Source organism: Exiguobacterium sp. R-17 (assembly GCF_049913315.1).
Lineage (GTDB): Bacteria > Bacillota > Bacilli > Exiguobacteriales > Exiguobacteriaceae > Exiguobacterium_A.
Window position 1 is genome coordinate 581388 of sequence record NZ_CP184372.1, and the last position, 13000, is coordinate 594387.

11 protein-coding genes and 1 other annotated feature are annotated in these 13000 nt (G+C 44.7%); of the genes, 9 read left to right on the top strand and 2 right to left on the bottom strand.

The genetic code is table 11. The features are described from left to right. Positions 1-129 precede the first annotated feature (129 nt). Positions 130-377 (top strand) — a binding site (T-box leader). 66 nt (positions 378-443) lie between these two features. From asnA to ACN9MT_RS03070, 3 genes are all read left to right on the top strand, one after another. Beyond that, the gene (gene asnA, locus ACN9MT_RS03060; RefSeq protein WP_035412582.1) at positions 444-1418 is read left to right on the top strand and encodes an aspartate--ammonia ligase; all 975 of its coding nucleotides are present in this window, start codon (positions 444-446) and stop codon (positions 1416-1418) included. Between the two features lie 169 nt (positions 1419-1587). Next, positions 1588-1809: a hypothetical protein gene (locus tag ACN9MT_RS03065; protein WP_035412585.1), complete on the top strand. Its 222-nt coding sequence runs from the start codon at positions 1588-1590 to the stop codon at positions 1807-1809. A gap of 16 nt (positions 1810-1825) precedes the next feature. Then, positions 1826-2461 carry a DedA family protein gene (locus ACN9MT_RS03070; RefSeq protein WP_056063558.1) on the top strand — a complete coding sequence of 212 codons (636 nt, stop codon included), beginning with the start codon at positions 1826-1828 and terminating at the stop codon, positions 2459-2461. A 152-nt stretch (positions 2462-2613) separates the two neighbouring features. Here ACN9MT_RS03070 and ACN9MT_RS03075 read toward each other — a convergent pair whose 3' ends face one another. Next, positions 2614-4074: a potassium/proton antiporter gene (locus tag ACN9MT_RS03075; protein WP_035412588.1), complete on the bottom strand. Its 1461-nt coding sequence runs from the start codon at positions 4072-4074 to the stop codon at positions 2614-2616. A gap of 190 nt (positions 4075-4264) precedes the next feature. Here ACN9MT_RS03075 and ACN9MT_RS03080 point away from each other — a divergent pair, with 190 nt between their 5' ends. Continuing rightward, positions 4265-5545, top strand: a complete 1281-nt coding sequence (locus ACN9MT_RS03080) for an extracellular solute-binding protein (protein WP_426272756.1) — start codon at positions 4265-4267, stop codon at positions 5543-5545. Positions 5546-5604: 59 nt separating this feature from the next. Here the strand turns inward: ACN9MT_RS03080 and ACN9MT_RS03085 are convergent, their stop codons facing one another. Further along, positions 5605-6894 carry an NCS2 family permease gene (locus ACN9MT_RS03085; protein ID WP_426272757.1) on the bottom strand — a complete coding sequence of 430 codons (1290 nt, stop codon included), beginning with the start codon at positions 6892-6894 and terminating at the stop codon, positions 5605-5607. A gap of 197 nt (positions 6895-7091) precedes the next feature. Here ACN9MT_RS03085 and ACN9MT_RS03090 point away from each other — a divergent pair, with 197 nt between their 5' ends. From ACN9MT_RS03090 to ACN9MT_RS03110, 5 genes are all read left to right on the top strand, one after another. Continuing rightward, positions 7092-8855, top strand: a complete 1764-nt coding sequence (locus ACN9MT_RS03090; RefSeq protein ID WP_035412597.1) for a sensor histidine kinase — start codon at positions 7092-7094, stop codon at positions 8853-8855. Continuing rightward, entirely contained in the window at positions 8852-9556 is a 705-nt protein-coding gene (locus ACN9MT_RS03095; protein ID WP_035412600.1) for a response regulator transcription factor, read from the top strand. Before ACN9MT_RS03090 ends, ACN9MT_RS03095 begins: the two co-directional genes overlap by 4 nt. Before the next feature lie 24 nt (positions 9557-9580). Then, the gene (deoD, locus tag ACN9MT_RS03100; protein ID WP_035412602.1) at positions 9581-10288 is read left to right on the top strand and encodes a purine-nucleoside phosphorylase; all 708 of its coding nucleotides are present in this window, start codon (positions 9581-9583) and stop codon (positions 10286-10288) included. 100 nt (positions 10289-10388) lie between these two features. After that, positions 10389-11771: an aldehyde dehydrogenase gene (locus ACN9MT_RS03105; protein WP_426272758.1), complete on the top strand. Its 1383-nt coding sequence runs from the start codon at positions 10389-10391 to the stop codon at positions 11769-11771. Positions 11772-11833: 62 nt separating this feature from the next. After that, the gene (locus ACN9MT_RS03110) at positions 11834-13000 is read left to right on the top strand and encodes a CDP-glycerol glycerophosphotransferase family protein (protein ID WP_426273447.1); all 1167 of its coding nucleotides are present in this window, start codon (positions 11834-11836) and stop codon (positions 12998-13000) included.

Consider the following 13000-nt stretch of genomic DNA (forward strand, 5'->3'; position numbering starts at 1 on the left):
TTCTCGATTCTAGGAGAACGCTTTTTTATGTTTCATGCATCAGATTAATCTGATAACTTTTATTTTTTTTGAAAAAAAGGCTTTTCAAATACTTGCGACCTGTTGTACGATGTTCTCAATTCAATTGTAACAACGACGTTGAAGGGAAGAGTAACACCTTGTACGACCGTATAGCGAGCTGGGGATGGTGAGAGCCCAGTCGGAAGCAAGATGCGAAGAACCTCCCGGAGTCGCTACCCGAACCCGAATGTCAGTAGGCGTAGCCGGAGTTGCCTGTCCGTTATCATATGGCCGAAGATGAAGTGATTCGTCTTTTGAGTGAGCAACATCGTTGCTAACATGGGTGGTACCGCGGAACCGAGTCTTTCGTCCCATATTCTTGGGAAAGAAGGGCTCTTTTTTATGGCTTCTTTTTCAAAACACAATTGAGGAGGAACACCACCATGACAACACTCGTATCGATGAAACACACACAGGAAGCAATCACACTCGTAAAGAAACGCTTTGAGGAACGCTTTTCGACGACACTCGGATTAACACGTGTTGAAGCACCATTATTCGTAGAGAGCACACTCGGCGTCAACGACCATCTCAACGGCGTAGAGCGCATCATCCGCTTTGATGCACTAGATCACACGACAGATCTTGAAATCGTCCAATCCCTTGCGAAATGGAAACGTCAAGCGCTTCACACATACGGATTCGAAGCTGGAGAAGGATTATACACATTGATGCATGCGATTCGTCGTGATGAGATACTTGATGCGACACATTCCATCCACGTCGACCAGTGGGATTGGGAACGGGTCATTACGAAAGAACAACGGACGAGTGCCTATCTAAAAGAAACGGTACAAGCGATTTATGCAACGATTCGCCAAGTCGAGCAAGAAGTGGAAGCAGAGTATGGCATTTCAGCGATCTTACCAGAAACGATTCATTTCATGACAACACAAGAACTAGAGGATGCCTATCCAACGCTTTCAACAAAAGAACGTGAAACAGAGGTCACGAAGGCATACGGTGCTGTTTTCTTGATGCAGATTGGTGGCGCGCTTGCTTCGGGAGAGAAGCATGATGGTCGAGCGGCAGATTACGACGATTGGACACTCAACGGTGACATCTTAGTACATCACCCAGAAATCGGAGCATTTGAATTGTCTTCAATGGGAATTCGTGTTGACCGTGAAGCGCTATTAAAACAGACGTCCATCGCTCAAGAAGAGGATAAATTGGCTTTCCCGTTCCATCAAGGTGTGCTCGAAGAGCGTCTGCCGTTAACGATGGGTGGAGGGATTGGTCAATCACGTATGGCGATGTTCTTATTGAAGAAACGTCATATCGGCGAAGTCCAAGCTTCTGTCTGGTCGGAAGAGACTCGTAAAAGTCTTCAAGCTGAAGGTATCCACTTGCTCTAACATATATATAGTAAGAAAGCGTCAAAGGAATGATATTTTAAGTAACGAAGAGCACACTTCCATTCGGAAGTGTGCTCTTTTTTTAAAGGTCATAAGACCTCAGGCGGAGGAAAAGCGTGTCAATTCTTGATAGAATGGGGATAACAATAAATAAGAAAGAGGTGAAAGCATGTCTTCTCTATTAATCGTCGGAATACTCATCCCCATTTTGTTCATTGCGTTTCTTTGGTTCAACATTAAAGGTTTACGCACAATGTGGCGGGATTATAAACGGACAGGCTCAATCGTTGCACTCGGCTTTTTCATTGTCGGGGTCATCGGAATTTTCACAGGTGTCTGGACAACTCTAGTCGTCATCATTTATTATCTCCTCCGTCCAGCGAGAGGATGAACGGAGGGTTACTCGTATGTTGGAATGGTTATTTTCGGCCGGAGAATCCAATCTCTGGCTGTTTTTAGGAATCATGATCATTGGTCTTGGAACAGAATTGATTCCAGCAGAAGTCGGATTACCGCTACTCGGTTTATATGTATCGAACGGAACAGTCAGTTGGACAATTGCTGTTCTCGTCGGCTTTCTAGGGAGTTTGATGGGGGCGACAGTCTTTTATCTCTTAGGACGTTACGCAGGTCGTCCAATCCTTGTACGATACGGAAAATGGTTACTGATCAAAGAAAAAGAAATTGAGCAGGGTGAGCGAATCGTCGGAAAGTATGGAACATGGTCTGCGTTATTTGGACGATTCTTCCCTGTCGTTCGTTCAGTCGTCTCGATTCCCTGTGGTCTGTTTGGTCTGTCATTCAAGCGCTATCTACTCGCTTCAAGTATTGGATTATTTCCGGTCTCTTTCTTTTACATCTGGGTCGGGGAGCGATTCGGAGTAAAGCGAGCGGAGTCAATGCTTAAAGGGCTAGAGCAGGAGTTATGGTGGATTTTAGGCGGAATCGTCGTAATCCTCGGCGGGTACATCCTGTATCGTCGCTCTAAAGCGAAACAACACGGACAGACGCAAGACGTAAAAACGAAGCAACAGAATAAATGAAGGGGTCGACAAAAAGTCAGTCTCTACAAAGATAAGGGTGGCAGAATGATGATCTGCCACCCTTACCTCATAAAAAAGGACTCGTCACACGCGACACCTACAGGAAAGGGCGTGAAAAGACGAGTCCTTCTTTTTTTGAGTAAGCCCGGGATTCAAGCAGGAGGAAACAAGAATCGCTTCAGCGACTTAATACGATGTTTAGGCGTCAGCAGTAACAGTTGATCATTGCCTTCAAGAGCAGTGTCGCCACGGGGAGTAATGATATGATCATCGCGAATGATGGCGGTAATCAAAAACTCTTGCGGTAGATCGATTTCTGATATCGTCGTTCCGATGAACGGATGGGACATCGGTAACGTCAATTCAATGATTTCTGCGTTCGGTTTACCGATCGACATGAACTCAATGACCGTATGGATAGCAGAAGTCTGTGTCTCGTTGAGACGTAACCGTTCGGAAAGGAATGTCAACATACTCCCTTGAATCAGTGTCGATAGTAGAACTGTAAAGAACACGATATTGAAAATCATCGATGCATTCTCGATGTCGGCAACGAGTGGGTATGTCGCAAGAATGATCGGTACCGCTCCTTTTAGACCAGCAAAAGAAATAAAGACCTTCTCTTGCCACGAATAACGAAACGGCAATAAGCTAATCCAAACGGACAGCGGTCGAGCAATGAAAATCAAAATCAACGCAAGGGCAACGGAAGACAGGATAACCCGGATATCGAGCAATTGTTTCGGGAAGACGAGCAACCCGAGAACAATGAACATTCCGATTTGAGCTAGGTGCGCCATACTCATCGTAAAGCGGACGAGCGTCTGACGGTAGACGAGTTCATGATTACTGATATAGATTGCTGTCACATAAACGGCGAGAAATCCACTAGCATGAAATGTATCAGCTAACCCAAAAGACAAGAAAGCAAACGACATGAGTAAAATCGGATAAAAGCTCGAGGAAGATAAATCAATCCGATTGATCAAGGTTGAAGCTGTCCATCCAATGAATAGACCGATTAAAAGCCCCATCGACATTTCCCAAACGAGTGAACCGAGTCCCATCAAGAGTGATGCTTCTTCAGGATTCGTCACGAATTCAAGGAATAAGACGGTCAAAAAGACAGCCATGGGGTCATTCGTTCCAGATTCAACTTCGAGTGTTGACCCTACCTTACGTCGGATCGGTTGTCCACTTAAGACAGAAAAGATGGCAGCAGCATCCGTCGATCCTACGATTGCGCCAAGTAAAAAGGCATTCGCCCAACTGAAGCCAAGAATGTAATGGGAGGCCACTGCAACGATGGAAGTAGCAATGAAGACTCCGAACGTTGCAAGAGAAAGCGAAGGTGCGAGCTCGTGTCGCACTTCTTTCCACGCTGTTTGCAGACCACCTTCAAACAAAATGATGATCAGAGCGACAGTTCCAAGAAGCTGGGCAAGTTCCGCATCGTCAAAGCGAATGAAACCCGTAATATCACTTCCGGCAATCATACCAAGAGCGATAAAAATCAATAGAGCAGGAATATTCAGACGACTTGATAACTTCGTCGTCCACACAGCGGCGAACAATAGTATACCAATCAATAAAATCGTGAATTGTAAGGACATGGCATCAAGCTCCTATTCAATAAAGAATCTTCTAGTTTCATGATACAACAATCCCGATGAAAAGACTCGGATAACGATTGTTCAATATTTTCCACCACACCGGACAACTTTCTCTCTCTTCATTGCAAGCGTTTTCATTTATTGTGAAGGTATAGCACGTAAATGAAACGAAATCAGGGAGGGAATCCGAATGCGTAAAAGAAGATGGGCAGCATTACCTGTCGTCACAACGGCGATGGTCGTCGCTTTGGCAGCATGTGGTGGCGGTACATTGAATAGCGATGACTCGAAAGATAGTGATTCAAAAGATGGTAAGACGCTCAACGTATTCCAATTCAAGGCTGAAATCGCAAAAGACATGGAAAAAATGGCAAAAGCGTATGAGAAGGAGACGGGGACGAAAGTCGTCGTACAAACAGTTGGTGGTGGATCGGATTATGGTGCTGCCTTGAAGTCGCAGTTTGCCTCTGGGAATGAACCGGATGTCTTTAACAACGGTGGCTTTACGGAAGCAAAAACATGGCAGGATAAATTAGAAGATTTGTCAGACGAAAAATGGGTCGGTGATCTAACGGACCTATCAAAAGAGCCGATGACGATTGATGGAAAGTTATACGGCATGCCGATGAACCTTGAAGGATACGGCTTCATCTACAACAAAGATATCTTCAAAAAAGCAGGCATCACAGAGCTTCCAAAAACATTAACGGAATTAACGGATGCATCTAAAAAGTTGAAAGCAGATGGTGTGACACCGTTTTCGATCGGATATGGAGAGTGGTGGATTCTTGGAAACCACCTAATGAACATTCCGGTCGCACAGCAGGATGATCCAGATCAGTTCATCGCGGACTTGAATGCTGGAAAAGCTAAATTCGAAGATAACAAACAGTTCAAGGAATTCATGAATCTATTTGATTTGACAATTAAGTACGGGAATAAAAATCCGTTAACGACGGATTACAACACACAAGTTTCTCAGTTCGCTGAAGGTAAGACAGCGATGATTCAACAAGGGAACTGGGCACAGCAATTGATCACAGATGTGAATCCGGATATCAATATGGGCTTCATCCCGATGCCAATCAATGACGATAAAGAAAAAATGGATCGTCTCCCTGTTGGCGTACCAAATAACTGGGTCGTCAATAAAAACTCGAAGAATAAAGCAGAAGCGAAAAAATTCCTCGAGTGGATGGCGACATCTGATACAGGAAAAGACTACATGGTCAACAAATTCAAATTTATTCCGGCCTTCAAATCAATCGAAGCAAAAGATTTAGGACCGCTTGCGGATGATATCCAAGCGTACTCGAAAGCTGGTAAAACGATCTCATGGAACTGGTTCAAGTATCCGGATGGTGCAGTAAACGAGTTTGGTGCGATCATGCAGGCATACGTCGGTAAGCAAAAAACAGCTGACGAGATGCTACAAGATTTCACGAAAACATGGGACAAAATGAAGAAATAAGAAGTGATTCAAAAAAACATGCCTATTCCGATCAACTGACGGAACAGGCATGTTTTTTATTATAGGAAAAATAATTGGATGAAGAAGAGAAGCGCAAATACATAGATGAGTGGATGGACGCGCTCTTTTTGGATGGCTTTCATGATCGGATAAACGATGAAGCCGAATGCGATACCGGTTGCAATGCTACCGGATAACGGCATGATCAAGATGACAAGGAAAGCTGTGAAAGCTTCACTGAAATCATTCCATTGAATCTGTTTGATATTTTGAATCATAAAGGCACCGACTAGAATCAACGCGGGTGCGGTAATCGCTGGAACACTCGAAATCGATTGAACGAACGGTCCAAAGATGGCAGATAATGCGAAGAGTATCCCGACCGTCACGGACGTGAGTCCAGTCCGACCACCCGCAGCAACACCTGCTGCAGATTCTACATAAGCAGTTGTTGGACTTGTTCCGAACAAGGAACCGGCAACCATCGCAGTCGAATCAGATAATAGTGCGCGTTCACTATTTTTCAATGATCCATCTTCTTCAATCAATCCAGCTTGTTCACCGACAGCGACCATCGTACCTGTCGTGTCAAACATCGTTACGAGCACGAAGGAGAGGACGCCGCTGAATAGCCCGTACTGAAATACGTCCTGAATGGCGTTGAACGGATTAGTGATGATCAATCCTTCCGGTAACGTTGGTAACGCGACGAAGGAATCTGAGAACTTTAATTCACCTGTCAAAAATGCGATCACACCAGAAAGGATCATGGCGTAAAGGATAGCTCCTGGTACCCGTTTGATCGTCAAGATCGCAGCAACTAATAACCCGATGAGTGTGATCAGCGCTTCTGGTGACGTCAAGGCACCAATCGTGACCAGTGTATCTTCACTACCAATGAGAATTCCTGACATCTTGAGACCAAGTGAAGCGATGAAGAGACCGATTCCACCCGTGATGGCAAGCTTTAAGGTCATCGGAATGATTTCGATCAGTTTCGTACGGATCGGCGAGAGTGACAACAATAAGAAGATGACACCAGCGACGAACACGACTGAAAGTGCTGTTTGATATGGAATTTTTTCACCGACGACAAGTGTATATGTGAAATACGCGTTGAGTCCCATTCCGGGTGCGACTGCGATCGGTAGATTCGCATAGAACCCCATTAAAAGTGTACCGATCAATGTAGCGATGATCGTCGCAGAAAAAGCTTGGGCTTGAGGGATACCGGCATCTGCTAAAATCGTCGGATTGACGAGCAAAATGTATGCCATCGTAATAAACGTTACAAATCCGGCTTGGATTTCACGTTTTACGGTTGTTTGGTGTGCGGCAAGTTTAAACATGAATAAAAGAACCACCTTCATAACAAATTGATTAAAAGACGAACATTGATGATATTATAGTAAAATTCATTCGGAATCAAGTCGAAAGAAAAAATAATTTATTATTGCAATCCTGAAAGAGAATATCAGGAAATGATGTAAGCGAATTCAAGGTTATGATACGATTGATTACAAGAAAAAGGATGGGGGCGCCTTTTATGAAAAGTATCCGGACACGTTTGATTCGCCTCGTTGTCTTAGCGATCTTAATTCCGACAGCCCTCGCGACTTCGATTTCCTATCTTTATGTACGACACCAGAACATCGAACAGGCAGAACATTCTAGCCTGAACGTGTTGACTCGGGGAAATACACAGGTGACTCATTATATAGAGGATATTCGACGTCTATCAACGAGTTTATATGCGAATCGCTCGTTGATGAACATCATGCGTGTCGGAGCGGATCAGGAACTAGACGAATCCGATGGAGTCGTCTCGCGGGCGATGTTAGGTCTATTTTTATCCCGACAGGATATTGAGCAGTTACATTTCGTCATCTTGAATGGCTATTCAGAGTATTCGGTTTACAATATGAAAACGACGAGTCGAGGAACATTTGATTGGATGCAAGAAACGGATTATTTTCGATTAATGAAACAAAAAAACAGTTGGTTGATTGACGGAGCTCACCCGATCGAACCGTACAATGTGCATACGATGATTCTCGATGAGAAACAAGTCGTCAGTTTTCGTTATCGGATTGATCGTGTCGAGACGGATGAGCCGCTTGGGTTCCTCTCAGTCGATATTCCGGTTCGGGTATTTGAACAGCAATTAAAATTGTTCGAGAATGATCCGGATGAGTCGCTGTGGCTGATGACCGATCAACGTGTTCTGGCACAGACTGGAGCAAAGATGGACCTACCTACCGACCAATTCACTGGACAGAGCGGAAGTCTACGTGTCGGAAAATCGTTCATCGTCTACTCGAAAACGATGACGAACGGAATCCCGTTGACACTGATCAAACGGATTCCTTATGCATCCGTCATCCAAGGGGCAAACGAGACGGCATTGATTCTCGTACTGATTGGTCTCGCTTCTCTTATCGTCATGATTATTGCCGCGAGTCTGGTTGCCATGCAAATCACGAAACCGATTAAACAGTTGACGGCAAACGTCTGGCGAGTCGAACAGGGTGATTTATCGGCACCGTTCGTTGCCACGACGAATGACGAGATTGGATTACTCAATCGTCAGTTCCAACGCATGATTCAACGGATCGATCGTTTGATTAAACGGGAATATCGATTGGCGCTCGAAAATCGGACGAATGAGCTTCGAGCCTTACAATCTCAACTCAATCCTCACTTTTTATTCAACGCCTTGCAATCGATCGGAACGACGACGTTACAAGGGGACCGGAAGATCGCGTACCGCTCCATCACCGGATTATCGCAAATGATGCGTTACTCGATGAACAATGAACAAACGATCGTAACGTTAAAACAAGAAGTCGATCATCTTCAAGCATACATCCGTCTGCAACAGCAACGTTTTCCTGAGCGATTCCGTTATATCGTCGACGTCCCTTGGCACCTCAATGACATTGAAGTACCAAAGATGATCTTACAACCGTTTGCTGAAAACTATTTCAAACACGGCTTCCGTCAACAATTAGCGGCGACAGAAAACTATCTTGCCTACAAAGTACGGACGGATGGTGGACGTCTCATCATTCAAATCGAGAATAGCGGTGCCGTCCTTGAAACAGGACGACTTGAAGAAATTGATCGAAAAATGCGTATGCATCGTAGTCCAGAGGATCTCGAGACGAGCGGGATCGGTCTCCACAATATCTACGAACGTCTCTTGATATTTTACGGGGAGGAAGCAAGTATGACCCTCTCTTCTCCAGTGACGGAGGGAGGATTCAAAATCGTGATTCGGATTCCATATGAAAAGGGGGATTTGGCATGAACGTATTGATCGTAGATGATGAACGACATGTACGAGAAGCGGTCAAACTGCTCGGAGAATGGGACAGATGGCGTGTTTCAAACCTATACGAGGCGGAACATGGGGAAGAGGCAAAACGTTTACTGGATACCGGAACGATCGATTTAATGCTGACCGACGTCGAAATGCCTGGACTGGACGGATTAACGTTACTGGAATGGACAAAAAATCATCATCCAAAGGTCGTCACGATCGTGCTGACAGGGTATGATGATTATACGTATATGCGGCGTGCCATTTTGCATCAATCCTTTGATTATTTATTGAAGCCAGTTGATCCAGATGTACTCAATGATGCCTTGTCCCGCGCGATGGAATGTATCCATCCGGTAGTGGAATCAGGGGAAGCGATTGATCAAATCGCAAAATACATCGAAACGCATTATGCGGAAGAATTGACACTACAATTCATGAGCGAACGGTTTTACTTGAGCCGAGAGTATATATCACGGCGCTTCAAACAGCGTTTTTCTGTTAACTTATCTGATTACATTCAAACAATTCGTTTGAATCGGGCGAAGGAATTGTTGAGCGAGACGGAAGCGCGTATTTATGAAATTGCGCTTGAAGTCGGATATCAGGACGATAAGTATTTTCGGAAAGTGTTCAAAAAACAATTCGGTGTCACACCGAACGAGTTTCGTGAATTGTTGTCGATTTAAACGACTATCGAGGAGGAATCGTACATGAGTGTACACATTAACGCAGCTGAAGGACAAATCGCCGAAACGGTCTTACTTCCAGGAGATCCGTTACGGGCTAAATACATCGCCGAGACGTTTTTAGAGGATGTTGTTCTCTACAATGAAGTTCGAGGAATGTATGGTTTTACAGGTACTTATAAGGGTAAAAAAGTTTCTGTTCAAGGAACAGGTATGGGTGTACCATCGATGTCAATCTATGCGAACGAACTCGTTCAGTCGTATGGTGCGAAAAACTTGATTCGTGTCGGTACTGCTGGTGGCATTACTCCAGACGTTAAAGTCCGCGATGTCGTTATCGCAATGAGTGCTTCACATGACATGGCACAAAACCGCGCTCGTTTTAACGGATTAGACTACGCACCGACAGCGTCTTTTGATCTGTTGCATAAAGCCTATACAGCCGCAAAAGAACAAGGCATCGATGCAAAAGTCGGTCAAATCTTCACGACGGATCAGTTCTATCAAGATGATTTTCATCATTTCAAAAAATGGGCAGATTTCGGATGCCTCGCAATCGAGATGGAAGCAGCAGGACTGTATACGCTCGCTGCGAAACATAAGGTAAATGCATTGACGATTTTGACGATTTCGGATCATCTGTTGACAGGGGAAGAAACGACATCGGAAGAGCGTCAAACGACATTCAACGACATGATGAAAGTCGCGCTCGAGACAGCGATTCAATTATAAAGAGCAAGACGGAGAATCCTCTCCGTCTTTTTTCATATCGAAAAAGAGATATGGTAAGATGAAGGCAGTGTTATAGACCAGTTAAAGGAGAGATTCTCGGATGGAAACAACGATGACAGAGACAGATCTTTCAGAACGCTTGCAATTACAACGGCACTTTTTCCGGACAGGGGCAACACGCAGTCTAGCCTTCCGCTTAAGTATGTTAACGTTCTTACGCCAAGCAATCGAAACACATGAAGTGGCGATTTATGAGGCATTAAAACAAGATCTCAATAAAGGACAGCATGATGCGTTCACGACGGAAATCGGATTCGTTTACGGAGAGATTCAACGGATGGAGAGACAACTCCGTCGACTGGCAAGACCAAAACGTGTCACAACACCGCTTCTGCATATCGGGTCGAAAAGTGAAATCCAATACGAACCTTATGGCAATGTGCTTGTGATTGCACCATGGAACTATCCCTTCCAGCTCGCACTTGCTCCTGTCATTGGTGCGATTGCAGCCGGGAATACGGTCGTCCTTAAACCATCCGAGTTGACACCGAATGTCTCTCGCGTATTACGAGAAGTCTTTGAAACGGCATTCCATGAACGATTCGGAATCGTCATAGAAGGGGATGCTGAAGTCAGCAGTGCCTTATTAAACGAGCGTTTTGACTATATCTTCTTTACGGGTTCCACACGCGTCGGAAAAATCGTACATCAGGCTGCGGCGAAGCACCTGACGCCAGTCACGCTTGAACTAGGTGGAAAATCTCCGACGATCGTGCACAAGGATGCAGAACTTCGTCTAGCAGCGAAGCGGATCGCATGGGGAAAATGGTTGAATGCGGGACAGACATGTATCGCTCCGGATTATGTATTGATTCATGAAGACGTCAAAGAACGCTTCTTACAACTGATAGAAGAAGAAGCCTTCAAACAGTACGGAAACGGCGTAGGCGTCTCTTCATACGTTAAAATCGTATCGGACGATCATTTGAATCGTTTAAGCAATTATTTAACGCAAGGAACGATTGAATTCGGTGGACAAGTGGATCCGGAAACACGCAAGATGGCGCCGACCGTCATGACTGGTGTAGCGAAGGATGCTCCATTGATGCAAGACGAAATCTTCGGACCGATCCTACCGGTGTTAACATACCATGAAATTGAAGAAGTTATTACATTCGTCAACGATCGTGATAAGCCGCTTGCGCTTTATCTATTCACAGAGAATAAAGCCATCGAGCATCGCGTCCTTGAGCGAATTTCGTTTGGTGGTGGATGCGTCAATGACACATTGATGCATGTCGCACAGCACCACTTACCATTTGGTGGAGTCGGAGCGAGTGGAATGGGTGGATATCATGGCAAATATAGTTTCGAGACGTTCAGTCATCGGAAAGGAATCGTCAAAAATACGACGGCATTTGATTTACCGTTCCGCTACATGCGAACAAATAGCAATTCCAAATGGATGCGCTTTTTGTTATGATGAGCTGTGATTAATTGACTTAAGAAGGAGCTCTTCACTTGAAAGATCAAGTAAAACAGTGGATGAAACGAACAGGCTTGATTGAACGCGGTCTTCGTACCGTCATGAGAGTCTTTACATGGTTGCCACAAAAACGTAAGCGAATTCTTTTCGAGAGTTTTCTCGGAAAACAATATAGTGACAGTCCGCGTGCCATTTACGAATTGATGCGCGCGATGCATCCGGAGTGTGAGTTGATTTTCAGCAAGCAACGAGGTGTTGCATTTCCACCAAATGTCAAGACAGTAGATCGGTTGACGTTCCGCTGGATTTATTTACTTGCGACGTCACGGGTCTGGGTATCAAACAGTCGGTTACCGGGTTGGTTGATCAAACCGGAAAAAACGTTTTATCTCCAAACTTGGCATGGCACACCGCTCAAGAAACTAGCGCTTGATATGGATGATGTCCAAATGGCGAATACGACAACCGCACGATATAAACAAGGATTTAAGCAGGAAGCAGCAAAATGGTCTAGCTTAGTTTCACCCAATGCCTATTCCAGTTCAATATTTAGACGGGCATTTGCATTTGAAGGTGAGATGCTAGAAATTGGGTATCCTCGAAATGATATATTTTATCAAGAGGCGCGACATGCTAAAATCAAAGAAGCAGTATATCGCCACTATGATATTGATCATTCAAAAAAAGTCTTATTGTATGCACCAACTTGGCGAGATAATGCATTCGAAGGTCAAGGGAAATATTCATTTGAGCTGCCTTTTTCGCTAAATGAATTTGAAAAGCGATTTGGGGATGAATACGTTCTGCTTGTCCGAATGCACTATTTAGTTGGAAGTCGTCTCGACGTCACTGCTCCATCCGTTCGAAATACATCGGACTACCCGGATATCGCGGAGCTTTATCTGGCATCGGACGCCTTGATCACGGATTATTCTTCTGTCATGTTTGATTTTGCGCACTTATCTCGTCCGATTTTATTCTATACGTATGATTTAGAACATTATCGAGATCAATTGCGTGGGTTTTACTTCGATTTTGAGCAGGAGGCACCGGGACCATTGTTGTCGACTGAAACGGCACTGTTTGAAGAGCTGGACCAGTTAGATGATTGGCACACACGGTATGCATCAGCATTTCGAGCGTTCCAAGAGACGTATTGTCAATGGGATGATGGACAGGCTTCAGAACGGGCAATGAAGACGATCATAAAGAGAATTCACGGATAA